This is a genomic window from Flavobacterium sp., from assembly GCF_036741995.1.
In the GTDB taxonomy this organism is placed as follows: domain Bacteria; phylum Bacteroidota; class Bacteroidia; order Flavobacteriales; family Flavobacteriaceae; genus Flavobacterium.
The window spans coordinates 33,864-54,051 of sequence record NZ_DAINRG010000012.1; the positions used below are offsets into that span (position 1 = coordinate 33,864).

20 protein-coding genes, 1 tRNA gene and 1 pseudogene are annotated in these 20,188 nt (G+C 38.6%); 12 read left to right on the forward strand and 10 right to left on the reverse strand.

Going from position 1 to position 20,188, the window contains the following annotated elements:
* Positions 1-135 precede the first annotated feature (135 nt).
* On the forward strand, positions 136-1,530 hold the full coding sequence (locus V7D82_RS06020; protein WP_333600073.1) for an exopolysaccharide biosynthesis polyprenyl glycosylphosphotransferase: 1,395 nt from the start codon (positions 136-138) through the stop codon (positions 1,528-1,530).
* Here the strand turns inward: V7D82_RS06020 and V7D82_RS06025 are convergent.
* Both V7D82_RS06025 and V7D82_RS06030 read right to left on the reverse strand, forming a co-directional pair.
* Entirely contained in the window at positions 1,510-2,649 is a 1,140-nt protein-coding gene (locus tag V7D82_RS06025) for a lipoprotein N-acyltransferase Lnb domain-containing protein (RefSeq protein ID WP_333600074.1), read from the reverse strand. The genes V7D82_RS06020 and V7D82_RS06025 overlap by 21 nt on opposite strands.
* A gap of 16 nt (positions 2,650-2,665) precedes the next feature.
* A complete protein-coding gene (locus V7D82_RS06030) occupies positions 2,666-3,652 on the reverse strand; it encodes a PorV/PorQ family protein (protein WP_333600075.1) in 987 nt (328 codons plus the stop codon).
* A 191-nt stretch (positions 3,653-3,843) separates the two neighbouring features.
* On the opposite strand from V7D82_RS06030, the gene V7D82_RS06035 reads away from it, so the two are divergent.
* A complete protein-coding gene (locus V7D82_RS06035; protein WP_333600076.1) occupies positions 3,844-4,560 on the forward strand; it encodes a CDP-alcohol phosphatidyltransferase family protein in 717 nt (238 codons plus the stop codon).
* 12 nt (positions 4,561-4,572) lie between these two features.
* Here the strand turns inward: V7D82_RS06035 and V7D82_RS06040 are convergent, their stop codons facing one another.
* From V7D82_RS06040 to V7D82_RS06060, 5 genes are all read right to left on the reverse strand, one after another.
* Positions 4,573-4,800: a hypothetical protein gene (locus V7D82_RS06040; RefSeq protein ID WP_333600077.1), complete on the reverse strand. Its 228-nt coding sequence runs from the start codon at positions 4,798-4,800 to the stop codon at positions 4,573-4,575.
* Positions 4,801-4,803: 3 nt separating this feature from the next.
* Positions 4,804-5,544, reverse strand: a complete 741-nt coding sequence (gene lptB / locus V7D82_RS06045) for an LPS export ABC transporter ATP-binding protein (protein WP_333600078.1) — start codon at positions 5,542-5,544, stop codon at positions 4,804-4,806.
* An 83-nt stretch (positions 5,545-5,627) separates the two neighbouring features.
* A complete protein-coding gene (locus tag V7D82_RS06050) occupies positions 5,628-5,975 on the reverse strand; it encodes a carboxymuconolactone decarboxylase family protein (RefSeq protein ID WP_333600079.1) in 348 nt (115 codons plus the stop codon).
* Positions 5,968-6,783, reverse strand: a complete 816-nt coding sequence (gene tatC / locus V7D82_RS06055) for a twin-arginine translocase subunit TatC (protein WP_333600080.1) — start codon at positions 6,781-6,783, stop codon at positions 5,968-5,970. Before tatC ends, V7D82_RS06050 begins: the two co-directional genes overlap by 8 nt.
* A complete protein-coding gene (locus tag V7D82_RS06060) occupies positions 6,783-7,748 on the reverse strand; it encodes a KpsF/GutQ family sugar-phosphate isomerase (RefSeq protein ID WP_333600081.1) in 966 nt (321 codons plus the stop codon). Before V7D82_RS06060 ends, tatC begins: the two co-directional genes overlap by 1 nt.
* Positions 7,749-7,834: 86 nt before the next feature.
* Here V7D82_RS06060 and recQ point away from each other — a divergent pair, with 86 nt between their 5' ends.
* On the forward strand, positions 7,835-10,030 hold the full coding sequence (gene recQ, locus V7D82_RS06065) for a DNA helicase RecQ (RefSeq protein WP_333600082.1): 2,196 nt from the start codon (positions 7,835-7,837) through the stop codon (positions 10,028-10,030).
* Between the two features lie 26 nt (positions 10,031-10,056).
* Here recQ and V7D82_RS06070 read toward each other — a convergent pair whose 3' ends face one another.
* Positions 10,057-10,296, reverse strand: a complete 240-nt coding sequence (locus V7D82_RS06070) for a hypothetical protein (protein WP_333600083.1) — start codon at positions 10,294-10,296, stop codon at positions 10,057-10,059.
* 4 nt (positions 10,297-10,300) lie between these two features.
* Positions 10,301-12,352 carry a choice-of-anchor L domain-containing protein gene (locus V7D82_RS06075; RefSeq protein WP_333600084.1) on the reverse strand — a complete coding sequence of 684 codons (2,052 nt, stop codon included), beginning with the start codon at positions 12,350-12,352 and terminating at the stop codon, positions 10,301-10,303.
* Between the two features lie 119 nt (positions 12,353-12,471).
* Between V7D82_RS06075 and V7D82_RS06080 the strand changes: the two genes are divergently transcribed.
* Positions 12,472-14,031, forward strand: coding sequence for an NAD(P)/FAD-dependent oxidoreductase (locus V7D82_RS06080; protein ID WP_333600085.1), 1,560 nt, complete (start codon positions 12,472-12,474; stop codon positions 14,029-14,031).
* A 113-nt stretch (positions 14,032-14,144) separates the two neighbouring features.
* On the forward strand, positions 14,145-15,725 hold the full coding sequence (locus V7D82_RS06085; RefSeq protein WP_333600086.1) for an NADP-dependent glyceraldehyde-3-phosphate dehydrogenase: 1,581 nt from the start codon (positions 14,145-14,147) through the stop codon (positions 15,723-15,725).
* A 31-nt stretch (positions 15,726-15,756) separates the two neighbouring features.
* On the opposite strand, the gene V7D82_RS06090 is transcribed toward V7D82_RS06085, so the two are convergent.
* Positions 15,757-16,821 (reverse strand): bifunctional methionine sulfoxide reductase B/A protein, encoded by a 1,065-nt coding sequence (locus tag V7D82_RS06090; RefSeq protein ID WP_333600093.1) that lies wholly within the window; start codon positions 16,819-16,821, stop codon positions 15,757-15,759.
* 207 nt (positions 16,822-17,028) lie between these two features.
* Between V7D82_RS06090 and idi the strand changes: the two genes are divergently transcribed.
* The 7 genes and pseudogenes from idi to V7D82_RS06125 form a co-directional block, all read left to right on the forward strand.
* Positions 17,029-17,556 carry an isopentenyl-diphosphate Delta-isomerase gene (idi, locus tag V7D82_RS06095; RefSeq protein ID WP_333600087.1) on the forward strand — a complete coding sequence of 176 codons (528 nt, stop codon included), beginning with the start codon at positions 17,029-17,031 and terminating at the stop codon, positions 17,554-17,556.
* A 2-nt stretch (positions 17,557-17,558) separates the two neighbouring features.
* A complete protein-coding gene (locus V7D82_RS06100) occupies positions 17,559-17,969 on the forward strand; it encodes a 6-pyruvoyl trahydropterin synthase family protein (protein WP_333600088.1) in 411 nt (136 codons plus the stop codon).
* The gene (locus V7D82_RS06105; protein WP_333600089.1) at positions 17,966-18,418 is read left to right on the forward strand and encodes a peroxiredoxin; all 453 of its coding nucleotides are present in this window, start codon (positions 17,966-17,968) and stop codon (positions 18,416-18,418) included. The genes V7D82_RS06100 and V7D82_RS06105 overlap by 4 nt, the downstream gene beginning before the upstream one ends.
* A 19-nt stretch (positions 18,419-18,437) precedes the next feature.
* The gene (locus tag V7D82_RS06110) at positions 18,438-19,400 is read left to right on the forward strand and encodes a type I phosphomannose isomerase catalytic subunit (protein WP_333600090.1); all 963 of its coding nucleotides are present in this window, start codon (positions 18,438-18,440) and stop codon (positions 19,398-19,400) included.
* A gap of 55 nt (positions 19,401-19,455) precedes the next feature.
* Positions 19,456-19,722, forward strand: coding sequence for a hypothetical protein (locus tag V7D82_RS06115; RefSeq protein ID WP_333600091.1), 267 nt, complete (start codon positions 19,456-19,458; stop codon positions 19,720-19,722).
* Positions 19,723-19,800: 78 nt separating this feature from the next.
* Positions 19,801-19,874 (forward strand) — tRNA-Thr (locus V7D82_RS06120).
* Between the two features lie 208 nt (positions 19,875-20,082).
* Positions 20,083-20,188, forward strand: a pseudogene (locus V7D82_RS06125) (aquaporin); the annotation flags it as partial.

Below are 20,188 nucleotides of genomic sequence, written 5' to 3' on the forward strand. Positions count from 1 at the left end.
TTTGTTTGGTGCTTTTTATCGTGAAATAGTCTTTAAAACCTATTGAATATTAGTCAAAAGCGATGCTGTGATTTGCTGTTATAATTAGTAATATTTCTTAACTTGCGACTTCAAAAATGATTTTTTATCAAAAACATGAACAAATACAAGGATATTCACTTTGAAGTTTCTGAAAGAAAAATTCTTTTAAGAGTTTTCGATGTAATTTCTGTACTGCTTGCTTTGTATTTGGTTGGAATAGTTTTCAAATTCAACTATTTCAATATGTCAACTACAAATTATTATTGGACCATTGTTTTAGGATTGTATCTGATCTCTATCGGTTCTGTATTTGAAATGTATAATTTGCAGGTGGCCAGCAATCAGTTTCAAATTATAAAAAGTATTATTCTGACTTCGTCAACAACGGTTTTGTTGTATTTGCTAACGCCAATATATACACCGGTTCTTCCGTCAAATAGGCTCCAAATCCTTATCTTCTTCATTGCTATTTTCACCGCGTTATTTACTTGGCGGATGTTTTATGTCCGATTTTTGGCGTCCAACAGGTTTATGAAAAAAGTAATCCTGATTTGTGACAAAGAACAAGTAAAAGAACTCATTGGCGGATTAGAAAATGCCGATCCTCACTACAGAGTCATGGGTTTTGTCAATTCGGACAGTACCAATCTAAAAGATTTCAATATCGCGACTATCAAAAATATCCCAATCGATAGTTTAGAGGTTTTTGTAAAGAAAAATTCGGTTTCCGAAATTGTAATTGCTTCCCAAAAAACCGATGGTATCACGGTAAATCTCTACAATCAACTGATTCATTTATTAGAAAACGGTTATATTATTAGGGAATATACTCAGGTCTATGAAAACTTAACGCAACGTATTCCGGTGCAGTATGTTTCCCGTGATTTTTACCGCTATTTTCCGTTTAGCCGAAGCAATCAAAATCATTTGTATTTAATTATTGTCCGGATTATAGAAATTATTATTTCCTTAATCGGCATAGCCATTGGGGCAGCATTAATACCATTAGTTGCTCTAGGAAATCTGTTTGGGAACAAAGGCAAGTTGTTTTACACTCAGGAACGAGTAGGAAAGAATGGCAAGACTTTCAGTATATTGAAATTCAGAACGATGGTTAAAAATGCCGAAAAGGCTGGGGCAGTTTTTGCTACTTCCAATGATTCAAGGGTAACCCCTTTCGGGAAGATTTTAAGAAAGTCAAGAATTGATGAATTTCCACAATTTTACAATATCCTGAAAGGCGATATGGCGGTTATCGGTCCAAGACCGGAGCGTCCTGTTTTTGTGAATGAAATTGCCGAAGTGATGCCGTTTTATGAAACACGACACGTTATAAAACCAGGATTAACGGGCTGGGCACAGGTCAATTATTCTTATGGAGAAACTATTGAAGACAGTTTGATCAAACTGCAATACGACCTTTACTACATCAAACACCGAAGTCTTTTCCTCGACTTTAGTATCATGTTCAAAACTTTCAGTACGGTGTTATTTTATCGCGGCCAATAACGCCCGATTGCTTTTTCTTAAAAAATAAAACAGCATAATTAGTGAGCTGATTATCATTGGTAAGAACATTACCAAATTGGGTTTGTTAAGCAAAACTATGACCAATACCATGAGTAAAGCAATGCTGAGTTGCGCTATTTTTTTTACCCAAATAAAACTCTTCTTCCAGTAGCATACAATCAGAAGCAACAACAGCGGATTAAACAGTAATAGGTTGTAATTATAAGCCAATTCGTCATGCGAAGAGTATAGTCCGACTGCGGTTAAGAATACCCCTAGTAATCCTAAGATTCCAAAATACACTAAATAGACCCAAGCTTTTCGGGCAATAACAAACAGAAATAAAACCAAACAGAAAACATAAAAGTTATTCCATAGCGATTTTCCGGTTGCCGTTGGAGTAGCTTTCAGGATAGTTTTTGGTGCTCCGGAAATTGGTTTTCCGTGACATTTGGCTACTTTCAGGCTTTCCATAAACTGATTGGGAAGAAAAAGTTTTTCTCCCTTTTCATCTGTTTTTTTTCCGAAAATAATATTGATGCCCAGGTTTTCAAAGAAATGATTGGCTAAGTACGGAAACAGAATTTGACGGTAACTTTCATCCTTTTCGGTAGTTTTGACGATACAGTTTTGTCCCAACGTTTGATTGACTTTATCCACGACCATATTGGTACAGTTGCGGTCAATGAATTTATAAGTATAGTACTTTTCATCCGATTGCAAACTGGTATTTAAAACATCAAAAAGTTGTTGTTTTTGAGCCGCAGTCAAGTTTAACGGTTGCTCATAGATGGAACGGTTTTCCAAAGTGTACTCATAGTAAAATTCATTATAGGAATAGGCCGAAACAAAATAACGCAAATCTCCTTTGATGAATTTCAAATAAAAATTCTCGGTTTTAAAATCAAACGTTCCATAGTTATACACCACATCCAAAGCATTGGAAGTATCCTGAATTCGGATAGCGGTGTGACCAAAAAGGGAGTAAAGTTCATCGCCTTCCTGACAAGTAAGAATACTGAATTTGGCTGTTTTTGATAATGGCATTTGCCCAAAAACCATAGTGTTTGTCAGCAGTAAAAAAGCTAAAACAAGAAAAGAGACTTTGAATTTAAACATGGGTAGTTTTTAAATTTTATCTAAAAATACTCAAATCTACTTTAACAGAAAAAATGTTTGAGTACAACGCGGCGCTTTGATCGCCCAAATCAGTCAAAGCATAATCCACTTGGATGCCTTTGTATTTAAAACCCAGACCAATATTGGGTTGGAAGTTTACTTTTTTAGTTCCGTCAATTTGTTCTACATTCTGAAAATTGCCCACTCCAGCGCGAAGAAAAACCAAATCGGTATACCCAAATTCCAATCCCAAAGCCGGGTCAATGCTCACGGCATCAGAAGCGATAATATCGTTGGTTCTGGTAAATTGCATATTCAAATTTACGGCAGCTACTAAAGTATAATCGTAATGAAATTCAAATTTTTTGGCTATGCCTAATTGTGCTTTTGGCAAGGTGATTTCGGTACTTTCAGGCGGTTCCTGATTTTGCCCGGCTACGGCATCTTTGATGGCGTTGTATTTGTCTTCGTCTATGCTCCAAACGTTGTAGGTTGTAGTAATGTCGCGCAACATTAATCCGTAATGCCAATCGTTTCGATCCAATTGAAAACCGACATCAAAACCAAATCCCCAGGAATTAGCAAAATCCCCAATCACTCTTCGGATTACTTTAGCATTTACGCCATATTGAAAACCCTCTATAAGTGTTGGACGACGGGCATAGGAAAAAGTCAAGCCATAATCAGCGGTAGAAAAAAGACTGATTCGGTTGTAATCAATGTTGCCTTCGCTGTCAATTAACTGAGTCGTATTCAAAATGTCATCCACCCCAAATCGAATTAGAGAAACCCCCCAAGCGCTTCGGTCGTCTATTTTTTTGGCGTAAGCCGCATAGTCATATTGGGCAATATTGGCAAAATAACTGGCGTGCATTATCGCGGCCTCACTGTCTTCAATTTGCAATAAACCCGCCGGATTCCAATAGCCCGAATTGACATCGCCAGTCATGGCTACCACCGCATTGGACATGCCCAAAGCTGCCGCGTCTACTCCAATGTTCATAAATTCGTTGGAGTATTTTCTAACAGACTGAGCGTGAGTAAATAGGCTAGTGAAAAGTAGCAGAATAGCAATTGTTTTTTTCAAGGCAATTTTTCTTTTTACAAATATCAAATAAAAATCTCTAATATAAAACGCAGAAGTCTGTAACTTATTGTGCTAAATTTGCAAATTGGTATTAAAATCTAAAATATATGAAGTTAAAAGCCCAGATTCCCAACTTATTTACGATGCTTAACCTGTTTAGTGGTTGTATTGCCTTGGTTTTTGTAGCAAATTCTAAGTTTGAAATGGCTTTTTTCTTTGTGTGCTTAGGGATTTTCTTTGACTTTTTTGACGGCTTCTTTGCCCGAAAATTTAATGTGGCCGGACCGTTAGGTGTACAATTAGATTCCTTGGCGGATATGGTGACTAGTGGCGTAGTACCGGGGTTTGTGATGTATCAATTGATGTTGAATACGGATGTTTTCGGACCGGAAAGTTACTGGCCTTATTTAGGGTTTGTCATCACGCTTGGAGCTTGTTATCGCTTGGCTAAATTCAATATCGATACCAGACAATCGGATAGTTTTATAGGATTGCCAACTCCGGCAAACGCCTTGTTTTTCAGTAGTTTGCCATTGATTAATAGTGCCTTTTACGATGATGATTTTTCAGATGTTATTTATAACAAATGGTTTTTGCTTGTTTTGACACTGCTAAGCGCTTATGTAATGAATGCAGAAATTCCGTTGTTTTCGCTGAAGATTAAGGATTTCAGTTTTGCCAAATACAAACTACAGATTTTCTTTTTGGCAATCTCTGCCCTGATGCTGATTTTTCTTCAAGTATTGGCGGTTCCGTTGATTATCATACTCTATGTTTTATTGTCGGTTGGCAATAATGTAGTAAACAAAAAAGCTTCCGTTTAGGAAGCTTTTTTGTTAGTCTTTGGTAATCATATAAACAATAAACCCGAAAAATAGTGCCCCCAGCAGTAAGGCTAAAAAGGCTTTCGGATTGGCAAAGTTCAGCGTTACGCCATAATCCGGATTTCTCTTTTCAATGAAAACCCTTTTGTCTTTTTTGTTGTAATAAAAGAGTCCACCCAATTTCCAGTTGTTGTCATCATCATGCCAACTTTGTAGTGTTTCTTTGCTTGGATTCTCCATATTCTAAAAATGTAATTTCTTTTTACGAAGCTCAAAGTTTTGACCAAGATATACTTTTCTAACCATTTCATCCGCGGCCAATTCTTCCGGAATTCCGGCTTTTAAGATGCCTCCCTCAAACATTAGATAGGTTTTGTCGGTAATGGCCAAGGTTTCCTGAACGTTGTGGTCGGTAATCAGGATTCCGATGTTTTTATTTTTTAATTGCGCTACAATACGCTGAATGTCTTCTACAGCCACCGGGTCAACTCCGGCAAAAGGCTCGTCAAGTAAAATGAATTTCGGATCAGTGGCTAAAGCACGGGCTATCTCAGTTCTACGACGTTCGCCACCGGATAGTAAATCACCGCGATTGGTTCGAATGTGTTCTAAGCTGAATTCGGCAATTAAACTTTCCATTTTAGCTACTTGCTCTTCTTTGGAAAGCTTGGTTAATTGCAAAACGCTCAAAATATTGTCTTCAATACTCAATTTTCTGAATACGGAAGCCTCCTGAGCCAAATATCCAATGCCGTGTTGGGCACGCTTGTACATAGGAAACTCCGTGATATTCATGTCATCTAGGTAAATATTGCCCGAATTGGGTTTTACCAATCCAACAATCATATAAAAAGAAGTTGTTTTTCCGGCACCATTCGGACCCAAAAGCCCTACGATTTCCCCTTGATTTACTTCCACGGAAATGCCTTTGACAACGCTTCTGCCTTTGTAGGTTTTGACTAAATTTTCAGCTCTTAACTTCATTCTGTTGGTTATTCGGTAATTCGTGTATTTGGTTACTCGACAAATTAACGAATAAACAAATCACCAAATCCACCATTTAACAATTATTTATTTTCTTCCAGTGCTTCCCAAAACTCGTAAGCTTTTCGCAAATGTGGAATAACGATGGTTCCGCCAACTAAGGTAGCAATGCCCATGGCTTCCATCATTTCTTCTTTGGTAATGCCTTCTTTGTAGCTGGTTTCCAAATGGTATTTGATGCAATCATCACAACGCAATACCGTTGATGCCACTAATCCAAGAAGTTCTTTGGTTTTAACATCCAGAGCGCCTTCGGCATAAGCATTGGTATCCAGATTGAAAATCCGCTTTACAATTTTGTTGTTGTCAGCCAATAATTTCTCGTTCATTTTTGAACGATACTCGTTAAATTCGTTTACTAAATCAGCCATTTTGTTCTTGTTTTTTAACTACTAATGCAGAGATGATGATACTTGCTTCGTATAGGATTAACATCGGAATGGAAACTATAATTTGACTCGGAATATCCGGCGGTGTAACAATAGCGGCCAGAATAAGGATAATTACAATAGCGGCTCTTCTGTATTTTCTTAAAAAGACTGGAGTGACTAAGCCCAATTTGGTCAAAAAATAAATGATTATCGGCATTTCAAAAACCAATCCACTAGCAATAAGCGAGGTTTTAATCATGCTGATGTAGGAGTCAATTGTGAATTGATTAACAATATCGGAACTCGCTTGAAATGTAGCAAAAAAGTTGATGGATAAAGGCACCACTACAAAGTACCCAAACAAAACACCTATGAAAAACAGAATGGATGAAACGATGATAAAAAGAGCTGCTTTTTTACGTTCTTTTTCATACAGCGCAGGACTAATAAACCGCCAAAACTCCCATAAAATATAAGGAAATCCCAAAATAAACCCAGCAGTTACCAGCATCCAAAGATAAATGGAAAACTGTCCGCCAACTTCGGTATTCTGAATGATGAATTTGAATTCGGTAGCACAAGCATATGTGTCATCAACACCAAAAAAATGGGTAACTCCGCAAAAGAAACGATAGGTAATAAAGTTGGGGTCTTTGGGACCAAAAATAATAGTGTTGAAAATATAATCGTCAATAAAGTAACAGGCGCCAGCAACAATTATAATGGCAATCGTACTTCTAATTAACAGCCATCTTAACTCTTCGAGATGGTCTAAGAATGACATTTCCGTGTGTTTCTTCCTGGCCATTATACGATTCCTTCTTTTAAAATGTCATGCAAATGTAAAACTCCTTTGTATTCGCCATTATCCACCACTACAAGTTGGGTAATCGAAAAATCTTCCAAAATATTCAAAGCATCACTTACCAAGTCCGTTGATTTAATCATTTTCGGATTTTTCGTCATAATGTCCTGAGCGGTCAATCCGGTTATGGTGTCTGTTTTGTTCAGCATTCTTCGGATGTCACCATCAGTAATAATTCCGATTACTTTGTTGTCATCCACCACAGCGGTAACGCCTAATCGTTTTTCGGATATTTCTACAATTACGGTTTTAATATTGGAATCGGGAGCTACTATAGGTTTGTGTGTGGTGTCTAGCATTTCGCTTACACGAAGTAATAGTTTTTTTCCCAAAGCGCCACCGGGATGGTATTTGGCAAAATCTTCTGCAGTGAAATTTCGCAGTTGCATCAAACAAACGGCAATGGCATCGCCAATAACCAATTGGGCTGTAGTACTGTTGGTTGGCGCCAAATTATTCGGGCAAGCTTCGGTTTCTACATAAGTATTCAAAACAAAATCGGCTTCTTTTCCTAAGAAGGAAGTAGTGTTGCCGGTAATGGCAATCAATTTGTTTTCAAATCGTTTCAAAAGCGGTACCAAAACTTTAATCTCCGGACTGTTGCCACTTTTGGAAATGCAAATCACCACATCGCCGGGCTGCACCATACCTAAGTCGCCGTGAATGGCTTCCGAAGCGTGAAGAAATAGGGAAGGCGTTCCGGTAGAATTTAAGGTGGCTACAATTTTTTGGGCAATGATGGCACTTTTGCCAATTCCGGTAACGACCAAGCGACCGGTCGAGTTGTAGATGGTTTCGACAGTTTTCACAAAGTGGTCATCCAAAAAATCTACAAGCCTAGCAACTGCCTCACTTTCTGATAAAATCGTACTTTTTGCAGAGGCCAGAATGTTTTCTTTATTTATCAAAATTGTAACAATATAAAATTTGTGTGTGTAAAAGAAAGTCGTATCTTTATGTTTGCAAATTTATGTAAAAATACCATTAACCAAGAATGAATTCAAACGAAATTGACATACACAAAGAATTAAAAAAGTATTTTGGTTTCAACCAATTTAAAGGATTACAAGAACAAGTCATAAAAAGTATTATCACTCAAAATAATACTTTCGTTATAATGCCAACCGGTGGCGGAAAATCACTTTGTTACCAGTTACCTGCTTTAATACAAAACGGAACAGCTATTGTTGTTTCCCCTTTGATTGCTTTAATGAAAAACCAAGTGGATGCCATCCGAAGTTTATCTTCCGAAAACGGCATTGCCCACGTATTAAATTCCTCACTGACCAAAACCGAAATCAATCAGGTTAAAAAAGACATTACATCCGGAATTACCAAATTATTATATGTGGCACCGGAGTCTTTAACCAAAGAAGAATATGTAGAGTTTCTGCAGAGTGTGCCCATATCATTTGTTGCCATAGATGAAGCCCACTGTATTTCAGAATGGGGACATGATTTCAGACCCGAATACCGAAATCTAAGACACATTATCAAACAATTGGGAGATGTGCCGGTTATTGGCTTAACAGCAACGGCTACGCCAAAAGTGCAGGAAGATATTCTGAAAAACTTAGACATGTCGGATGCTACAACTTTTAAAGCCTCGTTCAACCGTCCGAATTTGTTTTACGAAGTACGTACTAAAACCAAAAATATAGAAGCGGATATCATTCGTTTTATCAAACAGCATAAAGGCAAATCAGGAATTATTTACTGTCTGAGCCGTAAGAAAGTGGAAGAAATAGCCGAAGTGCTACAAGTAAACGGTATCAGTGCGGTTCCGTATCATGCCGGATTAGATGCTAAGACTCGTGCCAAACATCAAGACATGTTCTTGATGGAAGATGTGGATGTGGTAGTAGCCACAATTGCTTTCGGAATGGGAATTGACAAACCCGATGTGCGTTTTGTCATTCACCACGATATTCCAAAATCACTGGAAAGTTATTACCAGGAAACCGGTCGTGCCGGTCGTGATGGTGGCGAAGGGCATTGTATGGCTTACTATTCCTATAAAGATGTAGAAAAATTAGAAAAATTCATGTCGGGCAAACCGGTAGCGGAACAGGAAATAGGTTTTGCCTTATTGCAGGAAGTTGTGGCTTACGCCGAAACCTCCATGTCGCGCCGTAAATTCTTATTGCATTATTTCGGAGAAGAATTTGACAGCGAAACCGGCGAAGGTGCCGATATGGATGACAATGTGCGCAACCCGAAAACGAAAGTTGAAGCCAAAGACCAAGTAAAAATGCTGCTCGAAGTGGTTCGGGACACCAAGTATTTATACAAGTCAAAAGAAATCGTATTTACGCTCATCGGTAGAGTAAACGCCACTATAAAAGCGCATAGAACTGATACACAGAAATTCTTTGGTTGTGGCAGCGACTTTGATGAACGCTACTGGATGGCTTTGATTCGACAAGTATTAGTTGACGGAATGTTGACTAAAGACATTGAAACCTATGGTATCTTAAAAGTATCGGATAAAGGGCATGAGTTTATTAAAAAACCAACCTCTTTCATGATGTCGGAAGACCATGAATATAGCGAAAGCGAAGATGAAGCCATAGTAACAGCTGCCAAATCAAGTGGTACTGCCGATGAAGTCTTGATGAATATGTTGCGTGATTTGCGAAAAAAAGAAGCCAAGAAACTGGGTGTTCCGCCATTCGTAGTTTTTCAGGATCCTTCCCTAGAAGATATGGCGTTGAAATATCCAATCACTATTGATGAATTGAGTAATGTGCACGGAGTTGGAGAAGGGAAAGCCAAAAAATACGGCACTGCTTTTGTTGAGCTAATTGCCCGTTATGTTGAAGATAACGATATTATACGTCCGGATGACTTAGTCGTAAAATCTACCGGAGCCAATTCGGCCAATAAACTTTATATTATTCAGAATATTGACAGAAAACTGTCGTTGGAAGATATAGCTAAAGCTAAAGGAATGAATATGGATGCGTTGCTCAAAGAAATGGAGCAAATCGTATATTCCGGAACCAAATTGAATATCAAATATTGGATTAACGAAATATTAGACGAAGAACAACAAGAAGAAATTCATGATTATTTCATGGAATCAGAATCCGATAAAATTGAAGACGCCCTCAAAGAATTTGACGGCGATTATGATATCGAAGAACTACGTTTAATGCGAATAAAATTCATCAGCGAAGTAGCCAATTAAAAAAGAGAAGCTTTTGCTTCTCTTTTTTATTCTGTATAAATTTCTCCACGATGCGGTTTTAAAGCATCCCGAACCGCAATCATATTTTCATCGGTAACGACCATAAAAGCGATGGCGTGCATCTCGTTTTTGATTTCAAATCCGGTAATGTTTACCGGAATCTTTTCAATAGCTATGTATTCCTTTAAATGAATTTCATGATGCTCAGCCGTCTTAGCAGAAGCTGATCCCCGAAAATCCCAGATTAATTTTATTTGTCGCGACATTCTTTTAATTTTTCAGTACTCTAAAAGTTTCCGTTTTGGTTTCGCCAATCACTTTAACAAGATAAACAGAAGCTTGTAATCCGATCATATTTACTCTCATTTCATTGCTGTTGTTTCCAAATTCATTCAAAACTTTTTGTCCAAGCATATTGTAAATCTCAATTGACCGTATGGTATAATTATTTGACACATTCAGGAAATCAACAACAGGAACCGGATAGTACTGCAACTTTGATAGATTGATCTCCGAATTTGATAAAGAGGTTTCATAAGCCGAAATCATAAAGGAACCTTGGGCAGTACTTTTGCCAAATGCCCGTACAACAATATTTTGTCCCGGAGTCAAACCGGTTAATTCCAATTTAGAAAACAGATTAGCGGTTTTACTATCGCCATCATTGTTATTGTTACAACCAATAGATACATTTGAATTGCAAGAGCTGAATGCTTCTAAAACGGTATCATCTAAACCACCATTGCCTTGAGTTTCTATGGTAATGTTTCCGGAACTTGGCACCGTTAGGCTAAACCAAATATCACGGGCTTCATAATATCCGTCACAAAAACTTGGGGTGTTGAAACCGTTATTGGTAGCTGCAAAATTAGTAGTGCTTATCGGAAAATCATCAAAACTATTTCCAACCGAAAGAGTAACGGCATCAGCACATTTATCATTAGAAGGTGCCGGAGGCGGGTTTAGCATAAAACTTTTAATTTCTACACATCCGGTTAGAGCACTTTCAGTAGCGGCATATAGTATTTCACCATCTTGACCAATATAATTCAGAGCATTCGCAATAGGATTGATATATTGTTGTGCATCACTTAAGCTATTGTAGTATGTGATAATATAATCCGAAGGATTTGCTCCGTTAAGAATAATGGCTGTATTGGTAGTTAAATCAAATACATTCCCCGAATTATTCAAATCTATAGGGTTGTTAATAGGAAGTGGATCGTAATATTGAATGCTCATAGTGTCTGATGAAATTTGGCACCCATTAGGCCCTGTTAGCGTCACTCCATATATTCCTGCTTGCGTTACCGTTAACGTTGAGGTGGTTATAGCAGGAAGTAGCTCTCCGTCTTGTGTCCAGCTATAGGTAACATTAGGGATAGTATATTGCCCGGCCTGAATTACTATTTCCTCATTAGGACAAGTATCAATTATGTCATTCATGCCATTATAAACTCCGGTTCCTGTCAATGGACTAATGCCAAAATCAAAAGAATTGGCCGCTAAAAAAACAGCCGAATCATACGAACTGTCATTTCTGTCAGCTATTACTAATTTCATGTGATAGGTATGCTGAGGAATGACACTCGCATTAGCATTTAATAAAATGGTCTCACCATTGAAATTATCAGCAGCAGTAGGAATATTGGTCCCTCCGTTGTAATTGCCAAAATAAGTAACATTTGAAGAACTACAAGAGTTGTTGTAGGCCATATCCCTTACGGTAACCACCGATATTGGCGTATTGGTATTTGGAATAAGCGCAAGATTTTGTGTAGGAGTTCCAGCCGTAACATCTGTAAGGAAAAAAGCAAAAGCATCCGAGTAAGAACATTGAAAAGTTCCGTATTCTTCTGAGGCAAATAAAAAGTCAAAGGAAATATGACTAACATAAGGAGCAAAGTCAAATTCTATAACCGTAGCGTCATTGTAACTTACAGCATTTGGGCCTTCAATTCCTAATCCGCTTATGTAATTAAACAATTCAGTGTCTCCGGGCCAACTGCCTTCAGAAAGTGTAGAAGTATTTGGGCCATGGGCACTTTCCGCGTTACCGGTACTCAATACCACACCAGAGTTGATGGGGAAATTTGGGTTTGTATTGGTAAAATAACCAATACCATTAGCCGAACCAAAATTGGTACCAGTGCTCCAAGTAACATTTGAAATTTGTCCCGAAAAACAAGAAGTTCCAGTGTTCCCAAATAAAACATCCTGAACCAATTGTGGTACCGTAAATTGTGTTGATGTTACTGAAATTGATTGGGAATGAATTACAAAAGAAGTAAACAGTACTAAAAGGAGTAATTTCTTTTTCATAGGAACTATTTTTAAAAAGCTAAATTTATAAAAAAATACTACATGAAGCAGCCGAAAGCTACAAATCTGAATTTTGAATTAAATTAAGTAAGTTTGCCGTACCAAAAAAAAATCTAGTCATGCCTCGCGAATTACAACTTCAGGTTTCTCCAGAAATAGCTGCCAACGAAAGTTTGCTTTATGAACATGTGGCTCAATTAGTTCGGGTTTCTACCAAATTGGTTCATAAAGTTGTAATCCTGAAACGTTCCATAGATGCACGGCAAAAAGCGATAAAGGTCAATCTTAAAGTTTCAGTCTATCTAATCGATGAAAAATATACTGAACAAAAAATTGAACTTCCGGAATACCAAAATGTTGCCAATAAACAGGAAGTGATTATTGTGGGAGCCGGACCAGCCGGACTTTTCGCCGCTTTGCAGTTAATAGAATTGGGTTTAAAACCAATAGTCATAGAACGTGGCAAAGATGTACGCGGGCGCCGTCGTGATTTGAAAGCCATCAATGTAGACCATATTGTCAACGAAGATTCCAATTATTGTTTTGGCGAAGGCGGAGCAGGAACTTATTCAGACGGGAAACTGTACACTCGTTCCAAAAAACGGGGCGATGTCGACAGAATTCTGCAGTTGTTGGTTGGTTTTGGTGCTACGCCTGATATTTTGGTCGAAGCCCATCCGCATATCGGAACCAACAAATTGCCGCAAATCATTCAGGACATTCGGGAGAAAATTATCGAATGCGGTGGAAAGGTTTTATTCGAAACCCGTGTGACCGATTTTATCATAAAAAGCAACGAAATTCACGGAATCGTAACACAAAATGGCGATACGATTTCGGCTAATAAAGTGATTCTGGCAACCGGACATTCCGCCCGTGATATCTTTGAATTGTTGGATAAAAAGAAGATTCTCATCGAAGCCAAACCTTTTGCCTTAGGCGTTCGCGCTGAACATCCTCAGGAGTTGATAGATAAAATTCAATACAGCTGTGATTTTCGTGGTGAGTATTTGCCACCCGCGCCTTATTCGATAGTGAAACAAGTTAACGGCCGTGGGATGTACTCGTTTTGCATGTGTCCGGGAGGTGTCATTGCGCCTTGCGCCACAAGTCCGGGAGAAGTGGTTACTAATGGCTGGTCGCCATCTAAGCGTGATCAAGCTACCGCTAATTCGGGCATAGTGGTCGAATTAAAACTGGAAGATTTCCAACCCTTTGCCAAATTCGGAGCACTCGCCGGAATGGAATTTCAAAAAAGCATCGAACAAAAAGCCTGGCAGTTGGCCGGACAAACTCAAAAAGTCCCAGCCCAACGCATGGTTGATTTTACCCAAAGCAAAGTGTCTTCTTCCATTCCGAAAACTTCTTATGTTCCCGGTACGACTTCGGTAGAAATGGGACAAGTATTTCCCGGATTTCTGACGCAAATCATGCGCGAAGGCTTTACTGAATTTGGAAAAGCAATGCGAGGATATATGACCAATGACGCCATTCTTCACGCTCCGGAAAGTCGTACTTCCTCACCGGTGCGGATTCCGCGTGACCATGAAACGCTGGAACATCTTCAAATTAAAGGCTTATATCCATGTGGCGAAGGAGCCGGATTTGCCGGTGGTATTATTTCCGCAGCCATTGATGGAGAAAAATGCGCCTTGAAAATCGCGCAAAGTTTGAAATAAGTGTTTCTTTTTATGGCGCTAAATTCAATTACAACGTTTTAGTTAATTTCTTTTTCCAAAAGGCTGTCGAAGGTTATAGCAGAAATAGTAATTTTATAAAAAATCATCTTTTTATGAGTACTGTTCCAAGTGAATTTCAGATCACCAATCTATTACATCAAGATACTTATTTAGTCAACGGAGAATTAAAAAAATGGACTGGCGAAACATCGCCCGTATATTCCACGATTTCTTCGACAGAAAATTATGAACCCACACTGTTAGGTTCCATCCCGACTATGGGAGAAACAGCTGCCGATGAGGTAGTAAAATCAGCTGTGGCGGCTTATGACAAAGGGCAGGGGATATGGCCGACGATGAAAGTCATTGACCGAATCAAATGCATGGAGAATTTTGTCACGCAGATGAAAGCCACCAGAAGCGAAGTCGTGAAGTATTTAATGTGGGAAATAGGGAAATCCTTAGGCGATTCTGAAAAAGAATTCGACCGAACCGTGGAATACATTTACGATACCATTGAAGACTACAAACAACTCGACCGAAACAGTGCCCGTTTTACCAAAAGCCAAGGAGTGAATGCCATGGTACGTCGCGGTCCGCTTGGTGTAGTGCTTTGTCTGGGACCTTATAATTATCCGCTAAATGAGACATTCGCCTTGTTGATTCCCGCGATTATCATGGGAAATACAGTCATTTTTAAACCGGCCAAACACGGAGTATTGTTGATTTCTCCATTGCTTGAAGCTTTCCGAAGCAGTTTTCCGAAAGGTGTTGTCAATATTGTTTACGGCCGAGGACGTGATATTGCATCGCCAATAATGAAATCCGGAAAGGTTGATGTTTTAGCCTTAATTGGGAACAGTAAATCAGCCATTGCACTTCAGGACCAGCATCCGAATAAAAACCGCTTGCGTTTAATTTTAGGTTTGGAAGCCAAAAACCCGGCGATTATTTTACCGGATGCCGATTTGGATTTAGCGATTCAGGAATGCATTATGGGAACGTTGTCGTTTAACGGGCAACGTTGTACCGCATTGAAAATTTTGTATGTCCACGAATCAGTCGCTGCGGAATTTAATAGAAGATTTGCCGAAAAAGTGGATGCCTTACCATTTGGAAATCCATGGGAGAAAGGGGTTTCCTTAACACCGCTTCCGGAAAAAGAAAAACCGAATTACATTCAGGAATTAATTGATGATGCTAAAGCCAATGGCGCCAATGTTATCAATGCCAAAGGCGGCGAACGAACCGAAAACTATATTTTTCCGGCCGTTTTATTTCCAATCAATAAAAAAATGCGGGTGTACCACGAAGAACAATTCGGGCCGGTGATTCCGATTTTGACTTTCAAAGACATACAGGAACCGTTGAATGATATGGCGGAATCGAATTACGGACAACAAGTGAGTTTGTTTGGCAAAGACATTAAAACCATCGCGCCACTCATTGATACGTTAGTAAATTTGGTTTGTCGAGTAAACCTGAACAGCTCTTGCCAACGAGGTCCCGATGTGTATCCGTTTACCGGAAGAAAAGATTCGGCCGTGGGAACTTTGAGTATACACGATGCGTTGCGTTCGTTTTCTATTCGAACGTTTGTAGCTTCCAAAGACAATGCCTATAACAACGCTATTCTTCAGGAACTGCTTAATAGCAAAGAATCCAATTTTATCAATACCGATTATATCTTATAACAAAAAAGTCCCGAGCAATCGGGACTTTTTATTAGTGCTTCTTTTTCAATCTATCTTTAAAGACTTTCTCGAATTTTTCCAATTTCGGCTGAATTACCAATTGGCAATACGGTTGGTCTTTGTTGTTCTCATAATAATTCTGATGATAGTCTTTCGCTTTGTAAAAAGCTTTGAACGGTTCCAAAGTTGTCACAATTTTACTGTCATAAACTTTAGCCATATTCAATTCGGCTATGATACTTTCAGCGGCTTTCATTTGTTCCGGATTTTTATAAAAAATCACCGAACGGTATTGGGTTCCTACATCGGCACCTTGTCGGTTTAAAGTCGTTGGGTCGTGAACCGTAAAGAAGACTTTTAAGATTTCGTCTAAATTGGTTTTGGTTTTATCGTATGTAATCTGAACTACTTCAGCGGCTCCGGTGTTTCCGGTACAGACTTCTTCGTAACTCGGATTTTCAACAGTACCGCCTGAGAAACCCGAAACTACTTTTGTTACGCCTTCCAGTTGCTCGTACACGGCTTCTACACACCAGTAACAACCGCCGCCAAGCACTATCGTTTCCAGATTGTTTTTGTTTTCAGCAATTACACCATCCGGAACAAAATCCAATGAAACTGCATTCATGCAATAGCGTTTTCCTGTTGGTTCCGGGCCATCGTCAAACAAGTGTCCCAAGTGGCTACCGCATCTGCCGCAAAGCGCTTCGGTACGTTGCATTCCGTAGGAGTTATCAGGTTTGAAAGTGATACTGCTTTTATTTTCCTGTTCGAAAAAACTTGGCCAACCACAGCTGCTCACAAATTTTTGTTCTGATTTGAAAAGCTTATAGCCACAAGCCGCACAATAGTAAGTTCCTTTGGTGTCCGATTTCCACATCGTTCCGGTAAAGGCCCTTTCGGTATCAGCATGACGGGCTATGGCATACAAATCGGGTGACAGCACTTTTTTCCATTCGGCATCAGGCAAATCCAGTTTTTTGGTATCAGTGTTAGAGTAATACGGATTTTCGGGTTTTGAAATGACGTTTTCCATAGCGTTGGGTTTTGATGTTAAGTCTTGTTTAGTATTGGTTTGGCCACAAGCATTCAACATGACTAGTGGCAACAAAAGTAAAAAGTTAAAAATGGATTTTCGCATGGTTATTGATTTTAAATCTACTACAAATTTACATCACATATACGAAGTGAAATGTCAGTTAGGTTGCAAATTGCAGCGATTTAAGGAAAGTTTAACGGTTGTTCGTTAGGCATACTTATTAAGGCTTATTTTTTTTCGTATTTTTGTGGGTTAATAAATGTTATGACAGAAGAAAAAGTAATCTTGGTCAACCCGCAGGATGAACCCATTGGTTTGATGAATAAATTGGAAGCGCATGAAAAAGCGGTGTTGCACCGTGCTTTTTCGGTTTTTGTATTGAACAGCAATAACGAAATCATGTTGCAACAACGGGCGCATCATAAATACCATTCGCCATTGCTTTGGACAAACACTTGTTGCAGCCATCAACGCGACGGGGAGACTAACATTGAAGCCGGAATCCGCCGATTGTATGAAGAAATGGGTTTCAAAACAGAGCTCAAAGAATTGTTTCATTTTATCTACAAAGCTCCATTTGACAACGGCCTGACCGAGCATGAATTGGATCATGTCATGATTGGCTATTATAATGATGAACCAAACATCAACAAAGATGAGGTAGAAAGCTGGAAATGGATGAAAATTGAAGATGTGAAAAATGATATGCTTCAAAATCCTCAGATTTATACGGTTTGGTTTAAGATCATTTTTGACGAATTCTATCATTACCTCGAAGACCACAAACTATAAGTATGAAAGTTACCGTATCACGAAAAGCACATTTTAACGCCGCCCACCGATTGTATCGTAAAGATTGGTCGATGGAAAAAAACGATGCCGTTTTCGGTAAGTGCAATAATCCTAATTTTCACGGACATAATTATGAGTTAACAGTTTCCGTAACTGGAGAAATTGACCCGGAAACGGGTTATGTGATTGATGTCAAAATACTTTCGGATTTGATTAAAGAACACATTGAACATGCATTTGATCATAAAAATCTAAATCTTGATGTTCCTGAGTTTGCCAATCTAAATCCGACAGCCGAAAATATAGCCGTAGTGATTTGGCAAAAACTCCGAAAGCATATTGATGCTGATAAAGAGTTAGAAGTAGTTTTGTATGAAACTCCGAGAAACTTTGTAACTTTTAAAGGAGAATGAGTTTGAAAGTGGGAGATGTAATCCCAAATTTCTCCGCCATTGACCATCACGGGAATGTCTTTGAAAGCGATACTGTTATTGGAAAAAAACCAACTGTCATTTATTTCTATCCCAAAGACGACACCCGAGTTTGCACCGAACAAGCCTGTTCGTTTCGCGATCAATACGAAGATTTTAAAGCTTTAGGAGCTGAGGTTATAGGCATTAGCGGTGACAGTCTGCAATCGCATATTGCCTTTGCCAACAAACACCAACTTCCTTTTATTTTGCTTTCGGATTCCGATAAAAAAATCAGGAAAACGTTTGGTGTTCCCAATGATTATCTCGGACTTATTCCGGGACGGGCGACTTATGTTGCTGATGCTACGGGTGTGATTCAATTGATTTTTGATAGTACATCGGGAAAAATTCATATCGAAAAAGCGCTCGAAATTCTGAAAACCATGTAAGTTTGCCGAAATGCCAAAAATGAAACTATATCCATTACAATTTGACCCGATTTTAAAAGAAAGAATTTGGGGAGGAACCAAATTGAACACCTTTCTCAATAAACCCATAACGTCCAATATAACCGGCGAGAGCTGGGAAATTTCCACGGTTGACAATGATGTTAGTGTCGTTGCCAATGGTGCTTTCAAAGGCAAATCACTAAACGAATTGATTGCGGAATTTCCGGAAGAAATTTTAGGAACCAGAGTATATCAGGTTTTTGGAAAGCAATTTCCGTTGCTTTTTAAATACCTCGATGCCCGCGAAGATTTATCCATTCAATTGCATCCGAATGATGCATTGGCCAAAAAGCACCACAATTCTTTTGGTAAAACCGAAATGTGGTACGTCATGCAAGCGGATACTGATGCCAGACTAATTGTTGGTTTCAAAGAAAAATCGTCACCGGAAGAATTTTTACAGCATGTAAATGATAAAAAGTTGTTGGATATTTTAGATACCAAAAAAGTGCAGCAAGGCGATGTTTTTTTCTTAGATACCGGAACGATTCACGCCATTGGAGCCGGAATTGTCATTGCCGAAATCCAGCAAACTTCGGATATTACGTATCGCATTTATGACTTTGACCGGGTTGATGCTAATGGCAATCAGCGCGAATTGCACCTTGATTTAGCTTTGGAAGCTATTAACTATGAGACTGTTGAAGCACAGAAAAGATATGCTAAAACTGCAAATGTTTCCAATGAGATTGTGCATTGTCAGTATTTTACAACCAATCTCATTCCGTTGAATGGCGCTGTACAAATTAGTAAAAATCAAAATTCCTTCACGGTGTATATGTGTGTGGATGGTGATTTTCAATTGCTTTCCAACGGAGAAAAATTTGATTATCAAAAAGGAGATACGGTTTTAATTCCGGCTTTTTTAACTGATTTTCAGATTAGTGGCAATGCCTCGATACTAGAAATTTATATTTCGTAGTTTGTATTCTAAAGATTTAATGTAATTTTGCGCCAAATTTAAAATTTACAAGAAAATGGGAAGTGTTAAGAATTTAAAAAAAGACATCAACTTTGTATTGGGTGATATTATTGAAGCAGTATACATTTATGAAATGACAACTTCAGGAAAACCATCTGACAAATCAAACGCTATCATTGATGAAGCGATTGCGTCTTTTGATGGTTTGATTTCAAAAGTGAATGCTAAGAAAGTTGAAAACAAAAAAGCGCATTTCAAACAAATCAATGTTGAATTAGAACAAACTGCAAATCAATTGGTTGAAAAAATCAACGCACTTTAAGCAGAAAAAAAAATAAAAAAGTGCCAAAATATTTTGGAGAATTAAATTTCACTTTTATATTTGCACACACATTGAGACGCCAGCATAGCTCAGTTGGCTAGAGCAGCTGATTTGTAATCAGCAGGTCGTGGGTTCGAGTCCCTCTGCCGGCTCAATAAAAAAACCATCACTTTACAGTGGTGGTTTTTTGTTTTTGTTAATAATCTTCGCTCGTACCTTTTAAGAATGGCAGTTGGCTTTTAAATCGGCCTACCGCGTTACTGTTAATAAGTTTATTCCGGGTTAAAGTGTCTCTTTTTGATTTTTTATAATTTTAGGATACTAACCAATCATGAACTACCATGATTAAAAACTAAACTTATGAGAAAACTATTCGCAGAATTTTTTGGCACCTACTGGCTGGTCTTCGGCGGTTGTGGTAGCGCCTTATTTGCCGCAGGAATTCCTAACTTGGGAATCGGATTTG